At 72.3% G+C, this 26,757-nt stretch carries 19 protein-coding genes and 2 pseudogenes; 7 read left to right on the top strand and 14 right to left on the bottom strand.

The features are described 5' to 3' along the window. Positions 1-55 precede the first annotated feature (55 nt). The 3 genes from ASC99_RS11055 to ASC99_RS11045 form a co-directional block, all read right to left on the bottom strand. Positions 56-2,974, bottom strand: coding sequence for a polysaccharide lyase family 8 super-sandwich domain-containing protein (locus ASC99_RS11055; RefSeq protein WP_063857056.1), 2,919 nt, complete (start codon positions 2,972-2,974; stop codon positions 56-58). A gap of 164 nt (positions 2,975-3,138) precedes the next feature. Next, positions 3,139-4,149, bottom strand: coding sequence for a LacI family DNA-binding transcriptional regulator (locus ASC99_RS11050; protein WP_235502399.1), 1,011 nt, complete (start codon positions 4,147-4,149; stop codon positions 3,139-3,141). A 59-nt stretch (positions 4,150-4,208) separates the two neighbouring features. After that, a complete protein-coding gene (locus ASC99_RS11045; RefSeq protein ID WP_057230729.1) occupies positions 4,209-6,227 on the bottom strand; it encodes a glycosyl hydrolase family 28-related protein in 2,019 nt (672 codons plus the stop codon). Between the two features lie 243 nt (positions 6,228-6,470). Between ASC99_RS11045 and ASC99_RS11040 the strand changes: the two genes are divergently transcribed. After that, the gene (locus ASC99_RS11040; protein WP_057230727.1) at positions 6,471-7,637 is read left to right on the top strand and encodes a DUF6183 family protein; all 1,167 of its coding nucleotides are present in this window, start codon (positions 6,471-6,473) and stop codon (positions 7,635-7,637) included. Between the two features lie 72 nt (positions 7,638-7,709). Beyond that, positions 7,710-8,159, top strand: a complete 450-nt coding sequence (locus ASC99_RS11035; RefSeq protein ID WP_057230725.1) for a hypothetical protein — start codon at positions 7,710-7,712, stop codon at positions 8,157-8,159. Here ASC99_RS11035 and ASC99_RS11030 read toward each other — a convergent pair. Then, on the bottom strand, positions 8,096-8,929 hold the full coding sequence (locus ASC99_RS11030; RefSeq protein ID WP_057230723.1) for a sulfurtransferase: 834 nt from the start codon (positions 8,927-8,929) through the stop codon (positions 8,096-8,098). The genes ASC99_RS11035 and ASC99_RS11030 overlap by 64 nt on opposite strands. Positions 8,930-9,015: 86 nt before the next feature. Continuing rightward, a complete protein-coding gene (locus tag ASC99_RS11025) occupies positions 9,016-9,645 on the bottom strand; it encodes an NAD(P)-dependent oxidoreductase (RefSeq protein ID WP_057230721.1) in 630 nt (209 codons plus the stop codon). A 131-nt stretch (positions 9,646-9,776) separates the two neighbouring features. Between ASC99_RS11025 and ASC99_RS11020 the strand changes: the two genes are divergently transcribed. Together ASC99_RS11020 and ASC99_RS11015 are read left to right on the top strand one after the other, a co-directional pair. Continuing rightward, complete coding sequence (locus ASC99_RS11020; RefSeq protein WP_200948310.1) at positions 9,777-10,157, top strand: helix-turn-helix domain-containing protein; 381 nt, start codon at positions 9,777-9,779, stop codon at positions 10,155-10,157. Between the two features lie 384 nt (positions 10,158-10,541). Continuing rightward, positions 10,542-10,994 carry a hypothetical protein gene (locus ASC99_RS11015; protein WP_057230717.1) on the top strand — a complete coding sequence of 151 codons (453 nt, stop codon included), beginning with the start codon at positions 10,542-10,544 and terminating at the stop codon, positions 10,992-10,994. Between the two features lie 73 nt (positions 10,995-11,067). Here ASC99_RS11015 and ASC99_RS11010 read toward each other — a convergent pair whose 3' ends face one another. Beyond that, positions 11,068-11,808 carry a trypsin-like serine protease gene (locus tag ASC99_RS11010; protein ID WP_235583026.1) on the bottom strand — a complete coding sequence of 247 codons (741 nt, stop codon included), beginning with the start codon at positions 11,806-11,808 and terminating at the stop codon, positions 11,068-11,070. A gap of 189 nt (positions 11,809-11,997) precedes the next feature. Next, the gene (locus tag ASC99_RS11005) at positions 11,998-12,882 is read right to left on the bottom strand and encodes a S1 family peptidase (protein WP_057230712.1); all 885 of its coding nucleotides are present in this window, start codon (positions 12,880-12,882) and stop codon (positions 11,998-12,000) included. 323 nt (positions 12,883-13,205) lie between these two features. Here ASC99_RS11005 and ASC99_RS11000 point away from each other — a divergent pair, with 323 nt between their 5' ends. Next, entirely contained in the window at positions 13,206-13,877 is a 672-nt protein-coding gene (locus tag ASC99_RS11000) for a hypothetical protein (protein WP_057230710.1), read from the top strand. A 141-nt stretch (positions 13,878-14,018) separates the two neighbouring features. Here ASC99_RS11000 and ASC99_RS10995 read toward each other — a convergent pair whose 3' ends face one another. The 3 genes and pseudogenes from ASC99_RS10995 to ASC99_RS42095 form a co-directional block, all read right to left on the bottom strand. Then, entirely contained in the window at positions 14,019-15,557 is a 1,539-nt protein-coding gene (locus ASC99_RS10995; protein WP_057230708.1) for a phosphatidylinositol-specific phospholipase C domain-containing protein, read from the bottom strand. 374 nt (positions 15,558-15,931) lie between these two features. Then, positions 15,932-16,627 carry a response regulator transcription factor gene (locus ASC99_RS39690; RefSeq protein WP_200948316.1) on the bottom strand — a complete coding sequence of 232 codons (696 nt, stop codon included), beginning with the start codon at positions 16,625-16,627 and terminating at the stop codon, positions 15,932-15,934. Beyond that, a pseudogene (locus ASC99_RS42095) lies at positions 16,628-17,266 on the bottom strand (sensor histidine kinase); the annotation flags it as partial. It lies immediately after the preceding gene. A gap of 306 nt (positions 17,267-17,572) precedes the next feature. Between ASC99_RS42095 and ASC99_RS10985 the strand changes: the two are divergent. Together ASC99_RS10985 and ASC99_RS10980 are read left to right on the top strand one after the other, a co-directional pair. Then, on the top strand, positions 17,573-18,283 hold the full coding sequence (locus ASC99_RS10985) for an ABC transporter ATP-binding protein (protein WP_057230706.1): 711 nt from the start codon (positions 17,573-17,575) through the stop codon (positions 18,281-18,283). Then, positions 18,280-20,586 carry an FtsX-like permease family protein gene (locus tag ASC99_RS10980; RefSeq protein ID WP_057230704.1) on the top strand — a complete coding sequence of 769 codons (2,307 nt, stop codon included), beginning with the start codon at positions 18,280-18,282 and terminating at the stop codon, positions 20,584-20,586. The genes ASC99_RS10985 and ASC99_RS10980 overlap by 4 nt, the downstream gene beginning before the upstream one ends. A gap of 8 nt (positions 20,587-20,594) precedes the next feature. Here the strand turns inward: ASC99_RS10980 and ASC99_RS10975 are convergent, their stop codons facing one another. The 4 genes and pseudogenes from ASC99_RS10975 to ASC99_RS10955 form a co-directional block, all read right to left on the bottom strand. Beyond that, the gene (locus tag ASC99_RS10975) at positions 20,595-21,170 is read right to left on the bottom strand and encodes a copper resistance protein CopC (protein WP_057230703.1); all 576 of its coding nucleotides are present in this window, start codon (positions 21,168-21,170) and stop codon (positions 20,595-20,597) included. Further along, positions 21,167-21,751 carry a hypothetical protein gene (locus tag ASC99_RS10970; protein WP_057230701.1) on the bottom strand — a complete coding sequence of 195 codons (585 nt, stop codon included), beginning with the start codon at positions 21,749-21,751 and terminating at the stop codon, positions 21,167-21,169. The genes ASC99_RS10975 and ASC99_RS10970 overlap by 4 nt, the downstream gene beginning before the upstream one ends. A gap of 1,440 nt (positions 21,752-23,191) precedes the next feature. Continuing rightward, a pseudogene (locus ASC99_RS10960) lies at positions 23,192-24,889 on the bottom strand (hypothetical protein); the annotation flags it as partial. After that, positions 24,889-26,748, bottom strand: coding sequence for an HSP90 family protein (locus ASC99_RS10955; protein WP_057230694.1), 1,860 nt, complete (start codon positions 26,746-26,748; stop codon positions 24,889-24,891). The gene ASC99_RS10955 and the pseudogene ASC99_RS10960, both read right to left, overlap by 1 nt. Between the last annotated feature and the right edge of the window lie 9 nt (positions 26,749-26,757).

Here is a 26,757-nt window from a genome sequence, read left to right as displayed (position 1 = left end):
CGGCTCGAGGCTCAGTCTAGTGAGGTGAGCCCCGAGCCGGTGGGGTGGCGCGGCGTCAAGAGCTGATGACCTCCAGGAAGGGCTGGCGGGCCGTGCTCTCGCGGCTGTTGAGGTTGACGGCGAGGCCGACGGCGCCGGTCGGCTGCCAGATGCTGACGGTGGTGGTGGAGCCGGTGACGGCGGAGGCGACGTCGAGGGCGACCCAGTCCGGGGTGGTGGAGAGGCGGCCGGTGCCGAGCGGGGTGCCGAGGGCCGGGGCGTTGTTCCAGGTGAGGGTGGGTTCGGTCCAGGAGGTGGCGGGGGTGGTGAAGGCCTGGACGCTGGTCTGGGTGCCGCCGGAGTCGGCGACCGCGCCGTGCAGCCAGAGGACGGCGCGGCGGACGGTGCCCGGGACGGTGGAGGTGTCGAAGGACAGCAGGGCGCGCCGACTGTAGCCACTGGCAGTGGAGTTGGTGTTCTTGACGGTCAGGATGGTGGCGGTGCCGTAAGCGGTGTCGGCGTAGGAGCCGTCGCGGACGTAGGCGTCCTGGGTCGGGGCGAGGACGGTCGCGGTGGCGGCCGGCGTGGCGCCGGTCTTCCGGAGCGTGACGGTGCGGCTCGCGCCCTGGGTGCCGCCGGTCTCGACCAGCAGGGTGACCGTGCTCCCGGTGAGGGAGAGGACGTTGACCCCGGGGGAGGGGTCGGCCGAGGTCCAGCCGGAGCGGGCGAGGGTGACGGTGACGGTGGCCGCGAGCCGGGACGGGTCGGCGACGGTGACGGTCAGGACTCCGCCGGACTCCCGGAGCAGCACCGAGCAGGGTGCGGAGGCGGTGATCGGTCCTGCTGTTCCGGCGGCGAAGAAGTTGGCCGCGGTGAGGCCGGAGAGCGAGTCGGAAATGGCTTGGACGGAAGGGGAGTTGGCCAGGACGGTGGCAGTCGGTGCGGCGGCCCGGGCGGCCGCCGTCGCAGCCGTGGCGCCGGGCATCAGCAGGTACTCGTACCCGGCGCCGGACGGGTCGGTGCCGTGGTCGAACCAGAGGGTCAGGTAGCGGCGGGTCAGCTGCTCGGTGGTCCCGTTGGTGTTGATGTCGTGCCAACTGCCGCTGCGCGCCTCCCGCTTGGCGTGCAGCGTGGTGCCGGCCGGCAGGACGTAGCCGCCGAAGCCGGAGATCGCGGCGGACCGGGCGCCGGTGAACTGCTGCGACCAGCCGAGGGTGGCGGGCTGGACGGTGCCGTCCACGGTCAGGGTGTGCGCGCCGGTGGCGCCGAGGTTGCGGTTCTCGGCCACGGTCTCGACCGGGACGCCGTCCGTACAGCTGATGCCCGCGCCGAGACAGAGCACCGAATCGTCCAGCAGGAACCAGGACTTGCGGCCGCTGAGGGTGGAGGAGAGGCCGCGCACGTCCTGGCCGACCGCCGCGTAGGTGCCGTCCGTGGCGCCGCCGGCCCAGACGTTGTCCGGCCGCGCCGCGCCCCAGGCGCCGCCTGCCGCGTCGGCCAACGGCTTGGTCGAGACGGTGGTGCCCGGCAGGCGGTACGGGTTGACGGTGGGCCAGAAGGCGTCGGAGTACTGGCCGTTGCCGTAGTCGGCGCCCCACCAGCTGAGCAGGCCGTTGTTGGTGTGCCAGCCCCGCAGGTGTTCGCCGTTGCCGGTCTCGTAGAAGGTGGTGCGGGCCGAGCAGAGGCTCAGCGAGGCGGCCCAGCCGGTACGGCGGACCACCGCACGGTCCATCGCGAAGACCCGGGCGCCGGCCGGTTCGGCCGTCGCGGTCACCGAGCTGTCGGCCAACAGGGCCTGGGCCCGGGCGAGTTCGGGGACGTCCAGGTAGGCGTTGGAGAGGTAGGGGCGGTAGTAGTCGCGGGTGATCCAGCCCTTCACGGCGGCTCGCCAGCCGGCGGACTGGGCGGCGGGGGCGGCACCCGAGTCGGCCAGCCGCAGGATGTGGCCGAGGATGGTGTGGCCGCGGGTGTGGTCGTCCTGCTGGAGCTGGAGCAGGTCGGTGGCCTGGCGGCCCCGGCTGACGGAGCGTCCGCCGACCGAGTCCATCACCAGGCCGTTGTAGAGGAACGGCGCCCAGGCGTCGCCGACCGCGTCGAAGACGTTCTGCCGCTGCGGGTCGGCTATCTGCCAGGCCGAGCCCGCCAGCAGGGCGAACAGTTTGCTGAGGCCGCCGAGCAGCACCTCGCCGTACGATCCCGTGTACGGCACCCAGGTGTGCTGGACGAACGAGCCGTCGGTGTACAGGCCGTCGCCGCTCAGCACGTACGGGAAGACCGGCGAGAGTGCGGTGGAGGCGGCGGCGAGCTTGGCGGAGCTGCGGCCGAGCACGCCGCACAGGGCGATCACCCGGCACAGGTCGACCCGGTTGGCGCCGGTGCTGGTGCCGGTGTAGGAGGTCAGCCGGGAGCCGGGGACGGCGTGGTCGACGGCGGCCAGGTAACCGGTGAGCTGAGTGGCCGTCAGCCGGTCGTGCACCAGGACGCAGACGTCCAGCAGGGCCTGGGGTGCGCCGATCTGCCAGTCCCACCAGTTGCCGTAGGCGGTGGCGGTCGGGGTGTAGGCGTTCGCGTGCAGGTGGTCCAGGCCGGTGGCGATCGCGGTGGCCAGGGCCGGGTCGCCGGTCAGGCCGGTGCCCGGCTGGGCCCAGGCCAGGGCCATGGTGCGCAGTCGGACGTAGCTGCCGGTGATGTTGGCGGAGGCGGTGCCGAGCGGCAGATCGGGCCAGAGCGAACCGGTGGCGGGGGCCATCGCGCCGTACTGCGTCCGGGCCCGGTCGCCGAGGCCGCGCAGGGTGGTCGCGTACGGCTCGGTCGCGGGGTCGAAGCCGGTGCCGGTGAGCAGGTCGCGCCAGCGCAGCCGGAGCGTGTCGTACGCGTCGGCGGCGGCTCCGGCCGGGCCGGCGGTGAGCAGGACGGTCCCCAAGGCCGCTGATCCGATGGCGAGTTGGAGGACGCGACGGCGGGAGATCAGCGGGCTGGGCGGCACGGCGTTCATGGGGCCTCCTGGCCGGAGCGGGGTCCGGGCACGGCGAGCTGGCCGCTGGGCGCCGTGGGGGTGGGCGCGGCGGCGCCCGGTCGGAGCCGCTCCGCTCCGGGCGGCACGACGGTAAGCGCTTTCCCGACGAGGAGTCAACGGTCTGGACAGCAGGAACCGGGAAGTCAGCGTCGGGGCGCGCCGGTGGTCCCGCGCAGGACGACCTCGACCGGCAGTTCGACGGTCCGCAGCTCGGCGGGCCCGAGCGCCAGCCGTACGGCCTCGGCGCCCATCCGGGCCAGCGGGAGCCGGACGGTGCTCAGCGGACGGCTCAGATCCTCCGCGAGCGGGATGTCGTCGAACCCGGCCACCGAGAGCTCGTCCGGCACCTGGAGCCCACGGGCCCGGAGCTCGGCCAGCGCGCCCACCGCGCAGACGTCCGAGAGGGCGAGCACGGCGGTCGGCCGGGGCCCGTCCAGTAGGGCGGCCATCGCCCGGCGGCCGCCCTCCCGGCTGAACTCGGCGCTCACCACGGCCGGTTCGGCCAGCGTCAGCCCGGCCTCGGTCAGCGCGTCCCGCACCCCGGCGAGCCGTTCGCCGGGCACCCGCAGCCGGGCCGGGCCGGTGATCACGGCGAACTCCCGGTGCCCGAGCGCGAGCAGCGCCCGGGTCAGCTCGGCCGCCCCGGACCGGTTCGCCGGGCGGACCGTGTGGTAGCCCGGGCCGTGGTCGGTGACGGCCGCCACCGAGCCGCCGGTGGCCTGGTACTCGGCCAGCGCCGCGTCCAGCCGGGCGGCCGCCGCCGGGTCGGTGTAGCCCGATCCGGCCAGGATGACGGCGCGGACCCGCTGGGCGTGCAGCAGGCGGACGCCGCGCAGTTCGGTGGCCGGATCGCCGTCGGTGTTGACCACCAGCGGGAGCAGCCCGGCGGCCACGGCCGCGTCGCAGGCGCCCCGGGCCAGCGCGGCGAAGTAGGGGTCCGCCACGTCGTGCAGGAGCACGCCGACGGTGGCGGTGGCGGAGCGCGCGAGGGCCTGCGCGGGGGCGTTCGGTAGGTAGCCGAGCGCGTCCGCGCAGGCTCTGACCCGCTCCGCCAGCTCCGGACGGACCGTCCGGGCCGAACCGTTGAGTGCCCGGGAGGCAGTGGCCAGCGACACCCCGGCCTCCCGGGCCACGTCGCCCAGCGTCACGCCCACGTCCGACCCCGTTCAGCAGCGGCTGGATCTCCCTCGATCCGGGCCGCCAGGCTACCCGTTCACCAGGCGGACGGTGCAGGGGGTGCGACCACCGGCGGCCGGTCGTCGCAGGTGAGGGTGTTGGGCAGCTCCCAGGGTGCCAGCCAGGCGCCGGTGGTGCCGCCGCCGTCGTTGCCGCCCAGGTCGGTGAGGGTGAACTCGGAGCCGGCCGGGGTGAAGTGGAAGGTGCCGCAGTTGTTGACCCCGACCGCGCCGACGTTGCGGGCGTTCACGTTCTCGAAGGTCGCCGAGCCGGCCGCCCGGGCGCTGAGCACGGAGGTGCCGGTGCCGTCGATCCTGAGGTCCTTGAAGTGCAGGTTGGAGATCGAGTACCGGTCCTTCACCGGCCAGTCGGCGACCAGCATGACGGCGTTGTAGGTGTTGTCGAGGAAGGCGTTGCCGGTGACCTGCGTGTCGGCGGCGATGTCCCGCTCCAGCGCGTAGAACCAGAGCGCGCCGAGGCCGATCTTCCAGTTCAGCTCGTAAGTCCCGGACCGGACCGTGGTGTTGTCGCTGATCCGGAGCTGTCCGGTGAAGGGCTCGGCGCCGAACCGGGAGCCGATCTGGATCGCGCTGCCCTCCCGGACCGGGTCGGCGATCAGGTTGTTCGAGACCGTGCTGTCGGTGCCGCCGTACAGTGCGATGCCGTTGGCGAGCACGGGGGACTGCACGGTGTTGTGGTCGAAGGTGTTCCGGGTGTTTCCGATCCGCTCCGACCACATCGCCAGACCGTCGTCTCCGGTGTTCCGGACGAGGTTGTCGGCGACCAGTGAATCGGTCACGCCGGTATGGAAGTTGAGGCCGTCGGCGATCTGGTCGGCGATCACGTTGCCGGTGATCCGCAGGTTGCTCATCGGCCCGTCGAACCAGAGGCCGACCTTGGTGTGGTGCAGGTACAGCCCGGAGACGGTCGAGTCACTGAGCGCGCCGCCGACGCCGTTCACCTGGTCGGTGTCGATCCGCTCGCGGACGTCGCCCTCGATCGCGAAGTCGGCGAGGTGCACGTTGTGGCTGCCGCCGGCCGAGGCGTCCCTGCCGTAGAAGCCGACGCCGGTGTGGATCGAGCCGTCCGGCGCGGGCGTGGTCAGGTCCACCTGACGGCCCTTCACCACGGTGTACCAGCTGCCCGCGCCGACGATCGTCACGTCGTCGACCAGGATGTGCCGGTTCACCTGGTAACTGCCCGGCGGGAGATAGACCTTGAGGCCGGCCCGGCGGGCGAAGGCGATGGCCCGGTCGATCGCGTCGGCGGAGTCCCGGTGGCCGGTCGGGTCGGCGCCGAACAACAGCACGTTGGCGGCGGCGAGTTCGACCTTCGGTGCGGCGACCAGCTGGGAGTCGAGCAGGTCGATCACCGTCCAGGCGGCGCTGCTCCCGGCCGGTACGGTCAGCCGGACCCGGTCGCCCGCGCGGTACTTCTTCCCGAGCAGCAGGCGCTGCTCGTCGTAGAAGTGGTTCGGACGGAAGGGCGTGGTGACGGCTGGGGGCGGGGTGGTGGCGGCAGGGACGCAGGAGCACTCGGTGATCCACCAGTCCGGGTGCAGCAGGCCGGCGTCGGGGTCGTTGGAGAACGGGTACTGGTTGTAGAGCCAGGAGTACTGCGAGGTCAGCGTCATCGTGCGGTGGTCACGGCCGTTCACCGTGACGTCCAGCGGGGCGGTGATGCCGGCGCCGTTCGGTGCGTCCGGGATGCTGTAGCGGACGGTGATCGCGTTCGCCGCGCTCGGCAGGGTGAACTCCACGTACTGACCGGGTGTCAGCCTGACCGCCTGCCGGCCGGACGCCTCGGCAGGGAGGGTGTACGCGGCTCGGTCCGGGCCCAGCACGGTGCCGTCGGTGCGGGCGTGTTCCGCCTCCTGCTCGGCGAAGTCGACCCGGGCACCCCGCCCCGCGACCAGGGCTGGGTCGAGACCGGCCCGGGTCAGCACGGGCGCAGGGGCGGGGCCGGATGCGGCGAACGCGGCACCGCCGAGTACGGGGCTCAGGCCGATGACGGCGGCGGTCAGCGAGGCGACTGCTCTGGTGATGTTCCGTGACATCAGGTGCCTGTCTCTGGTGGGAGGTTGCGCGCCGGGAGCGCTCCGGGCGGCGCGGACGCCAGGAGGGTGAGGCGACAGTAGAGCCCCCGGACCGCCTGTCACAAGGTTCTTGCAACATGGTGACGGAAATATTCACTGTTGAGTTAGGAAATTGCAGACCGATCGGACTGCGCTGGTCCCGCTTGGCTAGACTCGGCCGACACCGTCCTCCCGTGCGAGCCCGAGACGAGAGCGCAGCCCCAGATGAACAAGGATCAGGCCTGCACCGTGGCCGTGCTGTCCACGGCCGCCCACGTGGAAGTCGTCGCGTTGCACCACGAGATCGGCCTGCGGGTCTCGGCCGGCGACTTCGACTGGGTCGTCGGCCTCGGCGCGGACATTGCCGGGCAGGCCGCAGCGGAGGGCGGGCCCTCCGTCAACCACGATGCGGTGCTGGGGCACATCCGCCGGAGTCTGGCCGGCTGTTCCGGACCGGAGAGCCTGCGTGCGCTCCTCCGGACCCCCATGTCGCTCTCCTTGGAGGGTCCCCAGAGGCTGCTGGCGGAGCGCGCGCTGGCGGAGCTGATCGCTCGGGGCCAACGCGCCGAGGACATCGAGCAAGTGGTGTACGGGGAGCAGGCGCACGCGGTGCACCCCCGCGAGTTCCGGGCCTGCCTGCTGCACGAGCTGGTGCTGACCGGGGCTCAGGTCGAGGACTCCCCGGCCCTTCTCGCCTTCGCCCGGGAGCTGGTCTCCGAGGGGCATCCGCTTGCCGAACTTCCCCTGCATCTACTGCCGGAGGAGCAGGGGCTGATCCGCCCGGACGGTACGGCACCCGGCTGGACCTGGACCGTGTCGCCCCTGGACGGGGCGGTCCACAGCGCCGCTGAGCTCCACGTCACGCCATTGATGCGGGACCGTACGGCGAGCATCGAGATGACCGAGATCAGCGTCCCCGCGACGGCCGAGGTGATGGGCTCGGCCGTCCGGCACTGGTGCACGGACTCGAACGGCCTGATTGCCGCTCAGGACTTCTGGTCGCCCGACCCGGTACGGCCGGAGGACTTCCCCGCCGTGTTCGCACGACTGCCGCTCGCCCCCTGGGAGGAGGGCAGGGCGCGACTCCACCCGTCCACCTCCGACGAGGTGTTCCGGATCCTGTTCACCGCAGCCAGGCGGACGTCGGCCTACGGCCCCAGCCAGTTCGGCTCCTACGGGAGGCTGGCCACCTGGCGCTCGCTCGCCGGGCTGACCGAGGCCCCGGCGGGCGCTCCGGTTGAGCGGATCGCCGAACTGGTGCGGCAGTCGCACTGGTTTCGTCCAGAACCCGACTCCGCCTGGTTCTGCGAGGTCGCCTGGGACCTGGCCGTCGCGGTGCTGCGCCCCGGTGGTCAGGGGATCGCCGTGCTGGCCGCCACCGACACTGACTGACGGACGATCGCGACTGGGCTTGGAACTGGGGTCGGCTCCTCGTCGTGGGGTGTTCTCGGGCAGCATGGAGCGATGCACTTCGATCAGCCGCTGCCTCGCGAGGTGAAAGTCATCGATTCGGCCTCGCTGTTCAGGCTGGAGGAACTGGCGTGTGAGCTCGGCCTGAGTCAGCGGTTGGACCCGGCGTGGGTGCAGGCGAATGCGGCGCCCGACGGAACCCACTATCTGTGGCCTGCCGTGTGGCAGAGCCTGTCCCACCGCCCGGAGGTTCCACGTCAGTTGCGGTGCGAGCTGTTGCTCACGCTGCGTTCGGGAGACCGGGTGGTCAGCCTGCTGGACGTGCTTCCCGACGACTTCGCCCCGCTGCCGAGAGTGACCTCACGCGAGGAAGGGATGCAGGTCAGCCAGCTCCTTGACCGCGCTCCTTCGGTCAGAGAATGGCTACTGCGGGAGGACTCTCAGGCCCCGGTGGCCACCGGCAGGTCGGACGGCATGCCCCACTCGCTCCAGGAGCCGTCGTAGACCGCGAGGTCGTGGTAGCCCGCCAGTTCGGCGCCGAGGGTCAGGATGCAGGCGGTGACGCCGGAGCCGCAGCTGAACAGCAGCCGCTCGCGGTCGCCGACCAACTCGACGAGGCGGGCCTGTAGTTCGGTGGGCGGCAGCATGTGCCCGGCGGTCTGGAGCTCGCCGAACGGCAGGCTGAAGGCTCCGGGCATGTGCCCGCCGCGCAGCCCCGCGCGAGGCTCCGGGGCGGTGCCCGCGAACCGCTCCCTGGTCCGGGCGTCGAGTACGGCCGAGGACTCGTCGGCGAGCGCGGCCAGCACGGTGGCGCTGTCCACGATCAGCCCAGGGCGGGATGTGGCGGTGAAGTTGCCCGGCGCGGCCGGAGCCGGGCCGGCGGCCGCCCGGGGCAGCCCGGCGGCGGTCCAGGCGGGGAGTCCACCGTCCAGCACCGCGACCGAGTCGAAGCCCATCGCCCGGAACATCCACCAGGCCCGGGCGCTGGAGTAGACACCCGCCCCGTCGTAGACCACCACCGTGCTGCGGTCGTTGATGCCGAGCGCGCGCACCTCGGCGGTGAACTGCGCGGCGTCCGGCATGGTGTGTGGGCGCGGGTCGGCATGGTCGGAGAGCGCACCGTCCAGATCGAAGACCCGGGCTCCGCGGATCGGCAGCGGCTCGCCGCGGTGGGCGCCCACACCGGCGTCCAGCACCACCAGGTCCGGGTGGTCCAGCCGTTCGGCGAGCCAATGGACGTCGACCAGGGGGCCGGGCAGGGCCAGGGCGCTCATCTCGTACTCCTTCGGTGTCGGCGGGACGTCGGCCGGTGGACGCCCTGCTCTCCCGATTGTGGATCACACCGGACGGCAGACCGCAGTCAGCCCGTGCTCCGCACGCCGAGGTGGGTCCGGTGGTGGGCCGGCCGGTCGATGTCGTCCAGCACCGCCACGGCCAGGTCGGGGTAGGAGATCCGGTCCGCCGCGTCGGCCGGGGCGAGGGCGTAGCTGCCGGTGCGGGCGCCCTGGTGGTCGAAGTCGCCGGAGGGGCTGACCACCAGCCAGTCGAGCGTGTCCGGGGCGGTGGCGCGCAGGATCTCGGTGCCGGCGGCGTGCGAGAGGTAGAACGCGCGGTAGTCCTGCGGGTAGCCCGGGGTGTCCATCAGCAGGACGCCCGAGGCGGTGGGGAGTACGGAGGCCAGGCCGACCGAGAGCAGCCGGGGGACCTGAGCCGTGGTCAGCCCCTCGACCAGGGCGGCCGAGGCGGTGGCGAAGAAGTCGGGCAGCGGAGCGTATGCCGCGACCACCGCCGCGTCGTGACCGGCGGCCAGCCGGGCCACCACCGCCGGGTCGGTCACGTCACCGGCGGTCAGGGCACCCTCGGCGGCCGCCTCCGGGTGGGCGCCGGGGTCGCGGACCACGGCGGTGACCCGGTGGCCGCGCAGGCGGGCCTCGGCGGTGATCGCGCGCCCCGCCCGGCCGGCTGCGCCGAAGACGATGATGCTGCTCATGGGGGTGTCCTTCCGTCGGTGGCCACCCGGTTGGCGACCCGTCAGGAAAGGTAGCCCTGGGCCTGGTTACCTCCGGGATACCAGCGGAAGGAGCGCTCCCGGCCCGAATGCTGCCGGTCTAAACTCGGCCCGTGCGAGAACCCCTGGACCCCGAGATGTTCGACCCGGTCTGTCCGTCCGACCTGTCGCCGATCCGGTTCGGCGACAAGTGGGGCGGCATGATCATCCGTTGTCTGGAGGACGGTCCGCGACGGTTCTCCGAGCTGCGGGTGCCGCTGCGGGGGATCACCGCCAAGGTGCTGACCAGTTCGCTGCGCGTGCTGGAGCGGGACGGGCTGATCGTCCGGACCGAGCGGCCCGGCCAGTTGCGCTGGGTCGAGTACGAGTTGACGCCCGTCGGGCGCAGCCTGCTGGGACCGATGGACGTCGCCTGCGAATGGACCCGGGCGCACTGGGACGAGCTGCTCGACGCCCGCGAGGCAGCAGCCGGGCGGTTCTCCGAGGCGGGCTGAGCTCCTCGGGTTGCGAACAACACGTTTGAAGTTCGTCGGCGGAGTGTTCGCTGTGCTGACCTCCTGAAACCTCTTCCTGGCCACCCGTCGGATGCGGCACTGCCCGGTGGAAATCGGCCCGATCGGGCAGGCTGCGAGGGGTCTCGCGTGCCCGTCCGGGCAATCCTGCTGTCCGCCAACTCGGCGGCTGTGATGTCAGTTTGGCCAGGTCAGCGGCTCACCTGACGGACCGTCGGAAGCATGGGGATTTTCCCGATAGGGCGGTCACGAAGTGTCCTTCGGGGCAGTCCTGGGCAACGGCCGCCCATTTTCGTGCGTCTGCTGCTTACGGTTCGTTGCAGACGGGCCGTGGACGCGGCCCGACCGATACCGGAGGTCTCAGCAATGCGACGTACCACCATCAAGCTCGGTAGCCTCGCGGCGGTTTCGATGTTCGCCCTGGCGTTGGCGCAGCCCGCCCAGGCGGTGCAGAGTGCGGGCACCGGGACCGCGGCGTCCTCGGCCTACTTCGAGTTCACCGACGGCACGGACAACTTCGTCTTCAAGCTCACCGACTCCGCCAAGATCCAGCAGGCGCGGAACATCCTGAGCGGCGTGGAGACGGAGAACGTCGGCGTCATGGGCACCGTCGTCAAGACCCCGGCCACCTACAACAAGCCGTGGAAGTACCAGCTCGCGCCGAGCTCGGTGTCGTTCTTCGGTATGGCGATGGAGGTGTGCGACGCGAGCATCTCGTACGTCAACAGCCACCTGAGCGAGGTCGGCGGCGCGCTGCTGCCCGGCTCGACCTGGTGCCCGTGGCAGTCGAAGCTGACGCGCGAGATCACCGCGCCGTAAGTACCGCCCCCGGGCGCTGACCCGACATCACTCCGGCCGCCGGCACCCCCCTCCGGCGGCCGGAGCTGTCAGGTCAGGGAAGTGCGACGAACGGCGCGAGGAATGTCCGCGCGGCCGGAGCGTCGAGCCGGTACGACACATTGGTCGCGTAGCAGGGCCCGTCCCCGGTGATGGTCGTCGCGACCAGCAGGAGCCGCCCGCCGATCTCGGCGAAGTTCGGCCCGCCGGAGTCCCCGTAGCAGGCGCCGCCGTTGCCCTGCGGCGCGGTCATCGCCAGCCGCACCCACGGCGCGTTCAGCGCGTCGAAGGCCACGGGGGCCTTCAGCCGGACGCCGCCGCCCGGGTGGGTCTGGCCTCCGGGGCCGCGCTGCGCCTCCTGGGTGCCGTAGCCGACCACCTGGAAGGGCGTCTTGTTCAGGCCCTGCGGGCCAAGCCCGTCGAGCTGGCCCGCCGTGGGCAGGGTGGCAGGGGTGAACGCCCAGCGCGCGGCGACCGCCAGCTCGGGCAGCTGGATCACGGCGATGTCGTGCGGGTCGGAGGACGGGCCCGGGTAGGCGGGGTCCTGGTGCGCGACGCCCTCCACCGCGACCGCCGAGGCGACGGCGGCCGGGTCACCGGGGTGCGCGGCCGCGGCGGCCTCGAGGTCGGACTGCACGTCCTGCCCCAGGGAGACGTAGAAGCGGGCGCCGGCCGGCCAGTCGCTGGTGCAGTGCGCGGCGGTGAGGAACGTGTCGCGGTCCACCATGGTGCCCGAGCACATCCAGTCCACCCGGTCCGGAGTGGCGGGGTTCTTATCGGCGTCCCACTGCACCACCAGCGCCCCGACCTCGGTGCGTTCGGGTGCGGGCGCGGCGTTGTACGAGTTGATCGCGGCGGCGGGCCCCGCCAGCGCGGCGAGCTGGTGCCATTCGGTCTTCCGGGCCGACCGGTTGTGGTCCGCCGGCGAGCGCCGTGGCCCGGCCGTACCCGTCGTGTGCGCGGGTGCGGCCGGGCCCCGGGTCGGTCAGAAGACGCTCACGTTGTACTTGGCGAGCGCCTCGTTGACGGGCTGGAAGAAGGTCGTGCCACCCGTACGGCAGTCGCCGCTGCCGCCCGAGGTGATGCCGAGCGCCTTGGTGCCGTCGTAGAGCGGGCCGCCGGAGTCGCCGGGCTCGGCGCAGACGTTGGTCTGGATCATGCCCTTGACGGTGCCGCCGCCGGAGTAGTGGACGGTGGCGTTGAGGGCCGTCACGGTGCCGCCGTGGGTGCCGGTGGTCGAGCCGGTGCGCTTGACCGACTCGCCCACGTACGCGTTGGGCGCGGAGGAGAAGCCACCGGAGTGGCTCAGCGAGGCGTTGTCGTACCGGACCAGCGCGAAGTCGTTGCCCGGGAAGCTGGAGTTGACGGTCGAACCGATCACCGTGCTCTGGCCGGACGACGTGTACCAGGTGTTGGCCACGTTGCCGCAGTGCCCGGCGGTGACGAAGTAGTAGGTGCTTCCGCTGACCACGTTGAAGCCGAGCGAGCAGCGGTAGCCGCCACCGTAGATGGCGTCGCCGGCGGCCAGCAGCGGGGTGAACGTACCGGGGGCCCGCTGGATCCTGAGCGCGCCGGCATCCGCGCCGGCCGCCTTCTTGATCTTGGCGAGCGCGGCGGCGGAGACGGTGCTGTCGGCGGTCACGACGACGCGACCGGAGTGCGGGTCCACGTACCACGCGGTGCCGCCGACGTCCGCGCCCAGCACGGCCTCGCTCACTGCGGAGAGCTGGGGCGGGCTGAAGGACTGGGCCGGGGCGGCGATGGCGCTCGGCGCGGCGACCGCGGTGGCGGACAGCAGGCCGATGGTGGCCGCGAGGACTCGGGTGTGCCTCGCGATGTTTCTGGTGGGGGTGGTGCGCTTGATCCTCACTGATCTCCTCCTGGGAGTGCCCGTGTCGAGGGTGGGGCCGTGAGGCGCAGTCAGGAAGGCGGCAGCATAGGGTGATCTGCCCCTGACAGGCGCGCTGTCAGGGAGTATTGGGTAACCCGGTGGGGCAGCACAAGACTGCCGACACGATGACGGCAACCACCCGCTCGTTCACCGATGTTCAGTCGTTTCAGGACGGGTCAGGACGGCTCCCCCTGCGGCGCCCGGTCACGATGAAGGGCAGGGCCACGGGACGGGGGACGCACGTGTTCAGGACGTCGAAGTGTCCGGTCAGGCCGGAAGAACAGGCCTGGGTGGAGCGGTCGTTGGCGTGGTTCGGGGAGGAGTTCGGGCGGGCGCCGTTGGAGCGGGCGCCGGTGCTGCCCACGGCACAGGACTTCCCTGGGACGTTCGAGGGCTCCCCGGCGGAGATCCGCGGGCTGGTCCGCCGACTCTGCGGACCCTACGGCCTCAATCCGGACCGGCTCGTCATCGAGGTCGAGAGCAGTGAACAGCAGGACGGTGAACAGGAGTTGGCGGCGGCGATCGGGGCTGCCTACGCGAGCACCGGCGCGGCCGGGCACTTCCGTTGGGACGAGGACGGCCGGCCCGTGGTGAGCATCAACCAGGCCCAGGGCAGGCACCCGGTCTCCCTGGTGGCCACCATTGCCCATGAACTCGGGCACGTCCTGTTGCTCGGCTCCGAGCGCCTGACCAAGGACGCCTCGGACGGTGAGGAGCTCACCGACCTGCTCACGGTGTACTTCGGCTTCGGTGTCTTCAGCGCCAACTCCGTCTTCACCCGCTCCGTCTACGACGGCCGGGTGCACACCAGCAGTCTCGGCTACCTTTCCGAAGAGGTGTACGGCTACGCCCTCGCCTGCTGGACCATCCTCCGCGGCGACCCCGACCCGGTCTGGGCACGCCACCTGGACACCAACCCGCGCGGCTACCTCCGGCAGGGGCTGCGCCACCTGAAGGACCGTGGTCCGACCTAGGACTTGTCCGGACGATCTCTGCGGGCAGCGGCGCCCAGCACCCGTGAATCTCGTTATCGAAGGTCTTGCCCGTGTACGGCTCGAACGGCCGGGCCTGGCCCGACGCGGTGCAGCGTCGGGCCAGGTGGCGGGGTGGTCCGGTCAGGCCGGGCAGTTGCCCAGGACGACCTTGCCGCCCGCCTGCGAGGCGGTCGCCGGATCCACCATCAGGCACAGGTTCGTCCACTTGTTGATGAACCGGAGGGCCGACTGGTTGGCGAGATTGGTGGGCATGATGTTCCACATCTGGTTGTCGGAGATCCAGCGGGTCTCACAGGGCCACCAGAACAGTTCCATCCCGGCCGACGGCGGAGTCCCGTTGTTCCACGGGACGGTCAGGCACTGGCCGTTGTTGGCCTTGATCCAGTAGTAGCCCATGCTGTCGAAGGTGGACGGATAGGCGGCCTGCCACTGGTGGCTGCTGGGCGGGCTGCTCTGGCAGGCCCGCTGCTGCACCACACCGCCCTGCCCGGAGCTGTCGAACTGGGGCCCGCGGGTCATGCACCGGCCGTACTTGCTGTCCACGTAGGTCTTGTCAGGCTTGACCAGCCAGATCGCCGGGCTGCTGCTCCTGGCCTCGTAGTACCTGTTGCGGGCGATGATGTTGTGCACCAGCGCCCAGCCGGGGTAGTCCATCATGACGATGCCCAGCCGGCGGTTGGCGGTGTCGTTGTTGAGGTAGTTCATCAGCCGCACGTTGACGCCGTCGACCCAGACCAGGTCCTTGCCGCGCAGGACGCTGTAGCCCCCCGCGTACTCGGAGGGGACGAGGTTGAACGGTGCCCGGGACGCGGAGGTGTAGGTCACGAAGGTCTGGTTGGCGGGGGCCGAGCCGGCCGCGGCGAGGTTCTTGCTGACCAGGCTCCACTTGGCCGGGGCGTCGGTGGCGTTCCAGGTGTCCTCGGTGTGGTCCGAGAAGCCGTTGAGGCCGTAGGAGCCGCCGTTGTCGGCGTTGAAGACGGACAGCACGATCTTGCCGCGGGCCTGGCCCAGCGTCGGCGGGTCGCTGCGCTTGCCGTTGTTGTAGAACAGTCCCGCGTACTGCCTCGCGTAGGCGTCGAAGAGGGCCGTGTGACTCGCCGTCGGGTGATCGTCCGTGCAACTGCCGAGGGAGCCGTCGCACTCGGCCCGCAGCCGCATCAGGATGGTCTCGCCCCGGTGGGCCGAGAGGAAGGCCTTCGCCTTGGTCAGGACGTCGTCGAAGTTGGCGTTCTGATAGAAGGTGCCGTGGTGGATCACGAACTTGTCGTTGATGACGCGGACCCGGATGTCGACCGCGCGGATCCCGCGGTCCAACTGCGCGGACAACGTCGCCGCACTGTCGCCGAAGTCCTGCTGCGTCTGGGCGCTGGAACCCCCGTGCACGGCCAGCGTCTCGTGCGTGCCGGGAATGGACATCGCCGTCAGCGGTGTGGTCGCCCCCACCTTGCTCATCCAGTCCTGCTGGTCGGCCGAACCGAGGTTCTGGAAGGCGTCACGGTTGTCCTTCCCCTCGGCTAGGGCGGCGTGCGGTGCGGCCAGCTGGGCCACAACCAGGGCAAGGGTGGCGACGGCGGTCACCGTCGCCGTCCGGGTCAGGCGGCGCAGGCGCCGCAGGGCGGCGCGGGCCGGGCGGGCGGACGTGGCGGGGGTGTGGGGCATGGCCACCTTTCGGGGAGGGGAAGGCCGCAGGCGCGGTCGAGGCCGGGCGCGCGGCTGTGAACCCCCTGATGCTGCCCCGGGTGACTGCTTCGAAGGTAGAGCCGATGGGGCACGGCGGTGGCGCCGGAAGGGCAGAATCCGTCGTGGTCTCGTTCACGATCAGTACGCCGAGGTTCGGTCCGAACGCCACTGCCGCCCGCTCTCACTGATCGTCACTCCAGGTCAGCGGGCCGACTGACCGACAGCCGGGCCGCCCGCCTGGGCAAAGGCTCACGAGGCGGACGGACGCCCGGCTTCAACGAGGACTGCTACAAGAAGAGCAACACCGTCGAACGGGCGATCAACCGCTCCGCACGTGATCGCCCGGACAGGTCCTAGCCGTCGTTGGCGCCCGGGGCGACCAGGCCGGTCTCGTAGGCGACGACCACGGCCTGGGCGCGGTCGCGGAGGGAGAGTTTGGCGAAGATCCGGGCCACGTGGGTTTTGACGGTGGCTTCGCTCAGGGTCAGGGTGCGGGCGAGTTCGGCGTTGGAGAGGCCGCCGCCCATCAGGGTGAGTACCTCCAGTTCACGGGCCGTCAGTTGGGCCAGGTCGCGGTGGACGGCGGGGGTGGCCGGGGCGGGGGCGGTGGTGGCGAAGCGTTCCACCAGGCGGCGGGTGATGGAGGGGGCGAGCAGAGCGTCCCCGGCGCTGACCAGGCGGACGGAGTTGGCCAGGTGCTCGGAGGTGACGTCCTTGAGCAGGAAGCCGCTCGCTCCCAGCGCCAGCGCGGTGTAGACGTAGTGGTCCAGGTCGAAGGTGGTCAGCATGACGACCCGGCAGTCCGGGGCGTCGGCGAGGATCCGGCGGGCCGCCTCCAGACCGTCCATGACCGGCATCCGGATGTCCAGCAGGACCACGTCCGGCCGCAGTCGGCGCGCCACGTCCACCGCCTCGGCACCGTCGGCGGCCTCGCCCACCACGTCGATGCCGCGGGCCGTCAGGATCATCCGGAAGCCGGTGCGGACCAGCTCCTGGTCGTCCGCGATCACCACCCGGGGCCCGGGGACCTCCCGGGGCGTGGGCGGTATCCGGGCGCGGACCCGGAAGCCGCCGCCGAGGCGGCGGCGGGCGTCCAGGTCCCCGCCGTAGACGGCGACCCGTTCGCGTAGGCCGAGCAGCCCGCGTCCGGCACCGTCGGCCGGGGTGTGCGGCCGGGCGGCACCGCCGGTGAGCACGCTCGGCCCGGCGGTCAGCACCTCGACCCGCAGGGAGTGGTCGGCATAGCGCACCGTCACCTCGGCCCCTCTCCCGTCCCCGTGTTTGAGCGCGTTGGTCAGGGCCTCCTGGACGATCCGGTAGGCCGTCACGTCGATCCCGCCGGGCAGCGGCCGGGGTTCGCCGGAGATCCGGACCTCCACCGGCAGGCCCGCGAAGGCGATCCGGTCGACCAGTGGCCCGAGCCGGGCCAGACCGGGCTGCGGGGTGAGCGAATCGGCGGAGACGTCGTCCGAACCGTCAGCGGCTGGGGCCAGCACGCCCAGCAGGTGGCGCAGTTCGGTCATGGTGTCCCGCCCGGCGGCCTCCACGGCGGCCATCGCGGTGGCCGCCTGCTCCGGCAGGGTGGCCAGCACCTCACGGGCGGCCCCGGCCTGAACCACCATCAGGCTCACGTTGTGGCTGACGATGTCGTGCAGCTCCCCGGCGATCCGGGCCCGCTCGGCGTCCACCGCCGCGTCCGCCGCGCTCGCCCGCTCACGCTCCAGCAGCCAGCCGCGCTGCTCCAGCGCCGTCCGGTACTGCCGCCGGGCCCGCAGCAGGGCCAGGCCGAGCCATCCGGCGGCGCTCCCCGTGGCCACCAGCGCGGCCGTCAACCATCCAACTCCAGATCCCCACACCCGAGCATCCTCGCAGGTCGGGTCATGATCGGCATCAACCCGTCGATGCAGCGCCGTACATCCACGGGATGACGGGCCGTCGGGATTACACCCGTGGAGGGACGTTCCGGTCCCGGCGCGGCTTCTAGATTTCCTGTCATGACTACTGATCACGACAGCGACCGGCAGGTCGTCGTACAACTGGACGGCGTGCACAAGGAGTACGGCGACCTGAAGGCCCTGGACGGGGTGTCGCTGGAGATCCGGGCGGGCGAGGCGGTCGCGGTGATGGGGCCCTCGGGCTGCGGCAAGTCCACCCTGCTCAACATGGTGGCCGGCCTGGACCGGCCGAGCGCGGGCACGGTGCGGGTGAACGGCCACGACCTGGGCGGGCTGAACGAGACCGGCCTGGCGCTGTTCCGGCGGCGGCAGGTCGGCATGATCTTCCAGTTCTTCAACCTGCTGGACGACCTCCCGGCGCTGGACAACGTCGCGCTGGCCGCCCAGCTCACCGGCACCCCGGCCAAGCAGGCCAGGCACCGGGCCCTGGAACTGTTCGAGGAACTCGGCATTGCCGATCGCCGCAACACCTACCCGGCCGCGCTCAGCGGCGGCGAACGCCAGCGGGTCGCGGTGGCCCGGGCGCTGATGAACCGTCCGGCGCTGCTGCTGGCCGACGAGCCGACCGGTGCGCTGGACAGCCGCTCCGGCGAGCAGGTGATGGACCTGCTGATCGACCTCAACCAGATCGGCCAGACCCTGCTGATCGTCACCCACGACCCGAAGTTGGCGCACCGCTGTGCGAGCCGGCTGGTGGAGTTCGCGGACGGCCGGGTGGCCCGGGAGAGCGCACTGGAGCGGCAGCTGTGAGCGCGGTGTGGCGTGCCTCGCGCGCGGCGGTGAAGCGGCGCAGGCTGCAGACGGTGGTGATCGGCCTGGTGGTGTTCTGCTCCACCGCGACCGTGCTGCTGGCCCTCGGACTGCTCGACGCGGTCTCCAACCCCTTCGACCGGGCGTTCGAGAAGCAGCGTGGTGCCCATCAGGTGGTGCTCTTCGACGCCGCCAAGGTGTCGGCCGGTCAGCTCGCCGAGACCGCAGGGCGGCCCGGGGTGGCGGCCGCGGCGGGCCCGTTCGACCAGGCCACGGCCCGGCTCGAGAAGAGCCCGCCCGGCGTGGGCAGCGGCGCGTTCCGGGTGGTGGGCCGGGCCGACCCGGCCGGTCCGGTGGACCGGCCCGAGCTGCGGGACGGCCGCTGGGCCACCGCGACGGGCGAGATCGTGCTGAACGAGGACGGTGACCTGGTCCGCCCCGAGCTCCTCGGGTCGAAGGTCCAGTTGGTGGACGGCCCGGAACTGACCGTGGTCGGTGTCTACTCCAGCATGAGCAGCTCCGCCGACGCCTGGGTGACCCCCGAACAGATGGCCGCGCTGCACCCGACGGCCCGTCAGATGCTCTACCGCTTCGACGCGGCCGGCTCGGCGGAGCAGCTGGAGAGCGGCCTGGCGAGTGCCACCGCCGGACTGCCCGCCGAGGCCAGGACGGCGGCGCGGTCCTCGGCCTCGCTGGAGGAGGCGTTCTCGGGTACGGCCAAGGCGTACCTGCCGTTCATGACGGTGTTCGGGGTGCTCGCCCTGCTGGTCTCGGTGCTGATCGTGGCCAATGTGGTCAGTGGCGCGGTGGTCTCGGGCTTCCGGCACATCGGGGTGCTCAAGGCGCTCGGCTTCACGCCGAACCAGGTGGTGGGGGTGTACCTGACGATGGTCTCGCTGCCCGCCGTGATCGGCGCGGTGCTGGGCACGGTGCTCGGTGCGGCGCTGGCGCAGCCGGTGCTGCGGGTGGCGTTCCAGGGGGTGATGCGCGGGACGGCGGTGGTCGAGGTCAGCCCCTGGGTGTACCTGGTCTGCCTGCTCGGCCTGCCCGCCCTGGTGGCGGTGGCCGCGCTGCTCCCGGCGCTGCGGGCGCACCGGCTCTCGGCGGCGCAGGCGATCAGCGCGGGCAGTGCCCCGCGCTCCGGCCGGGGTCTGCGGGTCCAGCGTGCGCTCGGCGGCACCCGGCTGCCGCGAGCGGTCAGCCTGGGGCTCGGCCAGCCGTTCGCCCGGCCCGCCAGGACCGCGCTCACGGTGGCGGCGATCCTGCTCGGCGTCACCACGGTGACCCTGACCACCGGTCTGACCAGCACCATGGTGCAGTACGCGGACTCCGGCAAGCGCGACGGCGGGGCGAGCCTGGACATCCGGGTCGGGCGGGCCGCGTTCGAGCAGACCGAGCCGAAGCTGACTGACCGTCAGATGGAGGCGCTGCTGCGCTCGTTGCCCGGGGTGGAGCGGGTGAGCGCGCAGGCCATCAGCCAGGTCAAGCTGGCCGGGTACCAGCAGTCCAGCGCCGGCTTCTTCCTGCGCGGCGACCAGGACCCGGGCGACATCCGGCAGATCGTCGAAGGCCGACCGGCCACCGGGGCGGGGGAGTTGGTCGCCTCGCCGACCTTCCTGAGCCAGCACGGTCTCGCGGTCGGCGACCGGGTCACCCTGGAGCTGGAGGGCCGGCGGACGACCGCGACCGTGGTCGGGAAGAGCATCGACGGCGACGCCCGCTTCTTCTTCTCGACCTGGGCCACCCTGCTGGAGCTCGAACCGTCGGCCGGCGCGGCGTACTACGACGTCCGGCTGAAGCCCGGTGCGGATGTGCAGGCGTACGTCGACGCGGTCCGGGCGGCCGAACCCGGCCTCTACCCCGGGGTGGTGGACGACGGGAACCTGGCCGCCGACACCGTGGTGAGCTTCGCCTCGGTCTTCACCGTGCTGCTCACCGTGGTGGCCGCGCTGGGGGTGTTCAACACCGTGCTGCTGAACACCCGGGAGCGCCGCCGGGACCTGGGCATGCTCAAGTCGATCGGGATGACGCCGCGCCAGGTCACGGTGATGTTCGTGACCTCGATGGCGGTGCTCGGCCTGCTGGCCGGACTGGTCGGCATCCCGCTGGGGATGGTCGCGCACCGGGTGCTGGTGGACAACGTCGGGTCGGTGGACTTCCCGGCCGTGATGAAGGACGTCTGGCACCTGCCGGAGCTCTCGCTGCTGGCCCTGGCGGGCGTGGTGATCGCCGTGCTCGGCGCGTACGTGCCGGCCCGGTCGGCGGCGCGGTTGACCATCGCCAAGGTGCTGCACACCGAGTAGCGGTGCGGTCAGTGTCCGGGAGTCCGACGGCGGGGCCGGCGGAGCACCAGCAGCAGGGAGCCGACCACCAGCACGGCGTCCAGGGCGAGCAGCGCCACGTTCAACGGGCCTTCGAGGCCGTGGTCGTGGGCCGGTGACGACTCGCTCTGGGCGGCCGGGGCGCTGCCCGGCGGCCCGACGCTGAAGGCGGTCACGCCGGACACCTCGCCGCCGCCGGTCAGGGTGAGGCGGTAGGTGGTCAGGTAGGTGCCGGGGTCGGTGATCCGGACCGGCGCCACCACCCGGCGGCCTTCCACCCGGGCCGGGCCCCGGTTGACCTCCGCGCCGCCCTCGGCGGCCACCCGGAGGAAGACCGTCTCGATGCCCTGCTCGCCGCCGAAGGTCAGCGTGACCTCGCCTGGCGCCGTCCGGACCGCGGTGCCGTCGGCGGGGGCGGCGACCGAGAGCCGGACGGGCTCCGCCGAGCTCACCCAGGCCAGCGAGAGCAGCACCAGGACGAGCAGGCCGAGGCCGGCCGCCATCCGGAACTGGAAGGCCCGCACCGGCCCGCCGGACCGGTGCGGGCTGTCCGGAACGACCGTCACGCGTCGACCAGTTGACGCTCGGCGGGGTGGCAGCTGCAGCTGGACTCGGCCAGCTCGGTGGCGTTCGGCCGCAGGTGCAGGTACATCGCGATCACCATCGGCAGGAACACCACGGTGTTGTAGAAGAGGTGCAACTCGACTCGGGGCACCACCAGTTGGAGCAGGCTGGTGGCCACCGGCTTGCCGAACAGGATGTGCCCGCTCTGCGCCTGGGCGAACAGCAGCAGGTGCTCGATGTGGTGCCAGAACTGGATCACCAACGCGGCCGTCCACCAGGCCCGGCCCCGGCCGACGAACCCCCGGCGCAGCGTGAACAGGCCGATCAGCATGATCAGGGCGTACCCGTAGTGCATCCACTCGGAGGTGACCAGCCACGGGTAGGCGAGCCCGAGCATGCCCTTGGACTTGGGCACCGGCCAGTCCAGCACCCAGATCTGGTACGCCTGGGTGAGGTGCTCGGCCCAGTGGGCGATGACGATGAACAGGAAGACATTGAGCGAGGCCCTGTGGTGTGGCCCGTTCAACCGGTCCAGAAGTCCTCTGGGGTGTGCGGGGGCGGCGGGCTTGAGCAGCTCGGTCATGGGGCCTCTCCGGTGGAGCGATGCGAGGGTTGCACCCGCTTCGGGGGCACCAGAGTGCCCAGGTCGGCCCACCCGGAACTTCTTCCAGAGTGCGCAAACCTCCACCCGGCCCGGTCTTGACAGGCCGACGGTCCGTACCCGGTTGGGCACGGACCGTCGGCAGTCGTGCTGACGGAGCGTCAGGCGTTTTGGGCCAGCCGGTCCCGAAGGGCCGTCAACTCGTGGGCCTGCTCGGCCAGTCCGGCCTGCTCGCAGCGCTGGATGCCGGCCGCCAGGCGGGCTCGGGCCGCGTCCGTACGCCCGAGTGTGCGCCCCTCGACCAGTGAGGTCAGCCGGACCGCCTCGGCCCGGGGCGACTCACCGTCGGCGCCGCCCGCCTCGTACCCGATGATCGCCAACTCGCCCGAGGCGAGCGCCTGTTCGCCCTGGTCGACCATGGCGTGCAGCCGGGCCCGCTCGTAGTGGACGGCGGCGTCCTGGTACCAGCGGGCGAACTCCGGGTCCGGCCCGGCCCGTTCGATCACYTGCTCGGCCTCGGCGAGCCGCTCCAGGGCGGCCGGCAGACCGTCCTGGCCCTGTGCCGACACCGAGAGCCGGGCGAACTCCCGCAGCACGGCGAGGACATGCTCGGTCCGGGGTGCCCTGCGGTGCGAGGCGAGGGTGCGGTCGAGCGCGCTGTCCGCCGCCTCCCACAGCCCGGCCTCGGCCAGCGCGATGGTGCCCTCGGCGGCGACCATGGTGTGGGTGTCCTGGTCCTCCCAGCCGGCCACCGTGTCGGCCAGCCGCAGGTACTCCTCGGCCGCGTCGCGGTGTTCGTGCAGGGTGTACAGCCCGCGGGCCAGGTCGAGCCGGATCTGCGCCAGCAGCCGCTCGTCCAGCTCACCCGCGCCCGGGTCGAGCAGCACCGACTCCAGGACGGCGACCGCGTCGGCCGCCCGGCCGGTCTCCTTCAACACGTCGGCGAGCTGCAGCCGGATCTGCGCGGCCTCCTCGGCCGCGTCGTCCCGGTCGAACCGGGCGGCCGCCTCGGAGAGTGCCCGGGCGGCGCCGGCCGAGTCCCCGAGATGCTTGCAGGNGTCGAACCGGGCGGCCGCCTCGGAGAGTGCCCGGGCGGCGCCGGCCGAGTCCCCGAGATGCTTGCAGGCGTGCCCGAGCAGGGCGTACGTCGGTCCGAACGGGAAGTCGTTCTCCCGCCAGCGGAGCGCGCCGGCGATCGCCCGGTGCAGCAGCGGGACGGCCTCCTCCGCCTGCTCGAGACCGAGTTTCACCTGGCTCAGCATCGCGAGCAACCGCGGTTCGTGCCAGGACAGTCCGGCCTCGGTCAGCAGCTCCAGGCCCTGCTGCAGCTCCGCCTCGGCCTCCGCCAGCCGGCCCTGCCGGCCGAGCGCCTCGGCGCGGTACTGGAGCGCGGTCGCGATCCGGCCGACCGAGCCGTGCTCNGTGCTCGGTGGCCGTCCGCCGGTACTCCTCGACCGCCGCCTCGAACCTCGCGGTGACCTCCGGGTCCGGCTCCGGCAGGGCCGCGACCAGGTCGTGATGAGTGGCGAAGGCACGGCACTGGAGGATCGCCAGGTGGTCCTCCGCCCGGGCCTCCCCGGCGGCGAGCAGCTCCGCACTGCGGGCCAGCAGGGTGTCCAGCTCGGACCAGTCGGCGCCGTTCGGCTCGTCCAGGGAACGGGCGATGCGCCGGGCCCGGCAGGCGAGCGCCCGCCCGGGCAGCCCGGCCTGCTCGAACAGGTCCTCCGCCGTGCGGAGTTCGTCCTGCGCCAGGGACAGATCCGACTCGTCGGTGGCGTCGAAGGCCCGTTGCAGGGCGAACTCGCCCCGCACCTGGGCCAGGCTGCCGACCTCGGGGTCCTCGGCATGCCGGTAGTCCTCGGCCGCGATCCGTTCGCCGATCACCCGCCAGAGCAGGTCCGAGTCCGGGTGCCCGGTGCGCCGCAGCTCGCGGGCCCGGAGCAGCAGGGTGCGGAAGTCCGCGGGCACCGGCTCGGTGGCCGCCTCGGCCGGCGGCACGACGACCGGGGTGACAGCCGCGGCCCGCACGCCCAGTGCGAGCGGTTCGGTCAGCAGCGGCCGTTGGGCCAGCCGCTGCCGTCGCCGGGCGCCGACCGCGCCGGTGCCGTTGCGGGCGTCGAAGCGGTCCGCCAACTCGGTGGCCTCGGCACTGACCTGGGCCAGCAGGGTGGCGACCGTCGAGTTCGTCCCGGGCGGGCCACTGACCGTCAGGTCCCGGTGCCCACGCGCGGCCAGCCCAGCCGTCAGCAGCTCGACGCCGATCAGGAACTCCAGCCGGGCCAGCGGGTCGCCGTGCCCGCCGAACAGGTCGCGGTTCTCCGCCAGGATCTCCAGACCGCGTGCCTCGTTGCCGGAGAGCGCGCAGAACTCCAGGTGCAGGCCGATCTGTTGGGCGGTGCTGGACTTGCCCCGGGCGAACCGGTAGCCCACCAGGTGGCTGGAGACCGCCTCCTCGGTGCGGCCCTGCCGCAGCAGCGGCAGCAGCGCGTGCGCGTGGCTGGTGTACGGCTCCTCCGCGCAGGTGCGGTGGCCGTCGAAGACCGGCTGCCAGACCGTCAGCGCCCGGGCGTCGTCCCCGCCACGTACATGGTGGATCGCCTGGGCCCGGATCTCGCAGGCCAGGCAGTCGCTGTAGTCCGTCCGGCCCCGCCCGGCCCACAGCTCGAAGTCCTCGGGGCGGTCCTCCCCGAGGTGCGCCGCCAGGTGGAACCGCTGGGCGTAGTACGGCTGGAGGCCGTGCCCGGCGGCCCGGTAGCGGTCGCGCATCTCGGTGTGCCAGCGCCGCACGGCGGCCAACGGTACGTCAGGAACGCTCAGCAGGGCGGCGGCCACCCACTTGAAGCGCCAGAACACCTGCCGCCTGGCCCACTCGTCGAAGTCGTCCGGGTTCTTGTCCCAGAGCTGCAGGACCCGGGCGAAGACCACCGGCGACTTGCGCTGCTCGCCGTCGTACTCGTACGCCTCCATCAGGTCGAGCAGGGTGGCGATCAGCAGCGCGGGGTCGTCGAACTGCTCGGCCGCCGCGACGAGTTCCTCGGCGGTGACGGTGCGGGGCCGCCCGTAGGGCTGGCCGTCGTTGGCCCGCAGGGCCTCCAGTACGGCGTCCTGGGTGTCCAGCATTACGACTCCTTCTGCGGCTCGGCCGACTCGTGACCGAGCATGGCGTGGTCGAGCAGGCTGATGAACGACCGGTTGAGCAGCGCGCTCTCGCTGGCGCGCAGCGGGCGGCGGGTGAGCAGCACGGCCTGCCCGTACAGCGCCTCGACGGCCGTCACCACCAGGTCCCGGTGGCCGATCGAGGCGGCCCGCCGGACCAGCGGGTTGAGGTGGTTCAGCACCAGCTGGGCGCGCGGCACCTCGGCCCGCAGCGAGCCGAGGATGTCGGCCCACAACCCGTCTGCGTCGTCCGCCAGTTGGGCCCGGGTGCGCTCGTGCCTGGCCTCCCGGTTGTCCAGCAGCAGGGCCGGCGCGCTGGCCGGGTGGAAGCTGCGCAGCGCGACGTCGCAGTCGAACCGGCCGACCACCTCGCGGGCGATCGCCAGGAAGGCGGCCGCGGCGAGCTCGGCCTCCGGGGCGACGGTGTCCAGGTGCGCGGTCACCGTGCCCGGGTCCAGGTCGGCCACCGAGCTGCCGGGCCGGATCTCCGGCAGCCGGTGCACCAGGTCGCGGTCGTAGGTGTAACCGCCGTTGACCACACCGAGCCCGGCCGCACCCGCGATCGGGGCGACCTGGCGGAACTCCTCGACGGTGCGGGCCACCAGGATCACCGGGTGGGCGCGGGCGAACTCGTCGAGTGTGACGTTGCCGTCGGTGGTCTCGAACGGGAGCCACGGCAGCAGCATCTTCAGCAGCTCGTCATCGTGCCTGGCCAGCGACTTGACGGCCAGGTGGTGCACGCTGATGAAGCGGTGCAGCAGCGCCGGGTCGCTCGCGGACAGACCGGTCAGCCAGTCCCTGATCCGGGCGCCGAGCGCGTCCCGGACGGCCGCCAGCGTCTCGTCCGCGTACAGCCCCTCGCGGGAGGCGGTCGGCCGCAGGCTGTCGGCGTCCACCACGCAGCGGACGAAGAAGGCCCAGTCCGGCAGCAGTTCGTCCGCCTGGTCGGAGACCAGCATGCCCTTGAGGTGCACCCGGTGCCCGGCCCGGCGGGACGGCGGCACGGCGTCGGGCAGCACGTACGCCGCGCCGCGCAGACCGACCAGCGGGAGGTCGAGCTCGATGGTGTCCAGCGGCGTGAAGTCGAAGGTGGAGCGGCAGTACGCGGTCAGCGCGTCCCGGCGGGCCAGCGGGGAGCCGTGGTTGGCGGCCCAGGGCGCGGTGACGTTGACCGTGGTGGCGGTGCCCCGGCCGTCGACCACGGTGACCTGACGGCGCAGCAGGCTGCCGTAGTGGCGGGCGAGTTCGACCACCTTGTCGGCCCTGGTCCACTCGGCGGCGTCCGCGCGCGGGATCAGGGTGACGGTGGTGCCGGGCTCCGGCTTCGCGGAGGACGGCAGGGTGGTGATGGTGTAGCGGCCGTCGGAGCTGCCGCGCCACTCGATCACCGGGGCGTCCGGAGTGGCGGCGGAGCGGGTGACCACGGTGATCTCGTCGGCCACCACGAAGCAGGCCAGCAGGCCGATGCCGAACTGACCGATGAAGTCCCCGCGCGCGGAGGCCAGCCCGGCCCCGTCCAGCCGCCCGTCGGCGTCCCGCTTGGAGCTGCGGCCGATGGTGGCCAGGAAGGTGTGCACGTCGGCCTCGGTCAGGCCGACCCCGGTGTCGGTGACCGAGAGCTTGCCGTCGGCCAGCACGGTGATGGTGGCGGGCGAGGCCGGGTCGAGCGCCTGGCGGGCGGAGATCGCGTCCACCGCGTTCTGCAGCAGCTCGCGCAGATAGACCTTGGGGCTGGAGTAGAGGTGGTGCGAGAGCAGGTCCACCAGGCCGCGCAGGTCCACCTGGAAGGTGTGGGCGGCCGTGGGGCTTTCGGAAGAGGACACCGGTGCTGG

This window comes from Kitasatospora sp. Root107, from assembly GCF_001424875.1.
Taxonomy (GTDB): Bacteria; Actinomycetota; Actinomycetes; order Streptomycetales; family Streptomycetaceae; genus Kitasatospora.
This window is presented reverse-complemented; position numbering and strand designations above follow the sequence as displayed.

What these genes read in the sequence shown, in the direction of transcription:
- ASC99_RS11055 (WP_063857056.1), bottom strand. Translation starts at nt 2,974, where the DNA reads ATGAACGCCGTGCCGCCCAGCCCGCTGATCTCCCGCCGTCGCGTCCTC.
- ASC99_RS11015 (WP_057230717.1), top strand. Translation starts at nt 10,542, where the DNA reads ATGCGACGTACCACCATCAAGCTCGGTAGCCTCGCGGCGGTTTCGATG.
- ASC99_RS11040 (WP_057230727.1), top strand. Translation starts at nt 6,471, where the DNA reads ATGAACAAGGATCAGGCCTGCACCGTGGCCGTGCTGTCCACGGCCGCC.
- ASC99_RS10995 (WP_057230708.1), bottom strand. Translation starts at nt 15,557, where the DNA reads ATGCCCCACACCCCCGCCACGTCCGCCCGCCCGGCCCGCGCCGCCCTG.
- ASC99_RS10970 (WP_057230701.1), bottom strand. Translation starts at nt 21,751, where the DNA reads ATGACCGAGCTGCTCAAGCCCGCCGCCCCCGCACACCCCAGAGGACTT.
- ASC99_RS11045 (WP_057230729.1), bottom strand. Translation starts at nt 6,227, where the DNA reads ATGTCACGGAACATCACCAGAGCAGTCGCCTCGCTGACCGCCGCCGTC.
- ASC99_RS10985 (WP_057230706.1), top strand. Translation starts at nt 17,573, where the DNA reads ATGACTACTGATCACGACAGCGACCGGCAGGTCGTCGTACAACTGGAC.
- ASC99_RS11030 (WP_057230723.1), bottom strand. Translation starts at nt 8,929, where the DNA reads ATGAGCGCCCTGGCCCTGCCCGGCCCCCTGGTCGACGTCCATTGGCTC.
- ASC99_RS11035 (WP_057230725.1), top strand. Translation starts at nt 7,710, where the DNA reads ATGCACTTCGATCAGCCGCTGCCTCGCGAGGTGAAAGTCATCGATTCG.
- ASC99_RS11025 (WP_057230721.1), bottom strand. Translation starts at nt 9,645, where the DNA reads ATGAGCAGCATCATCGTCTTCGGCGCAGCCGGCCGGGCGGGGCGCGCG.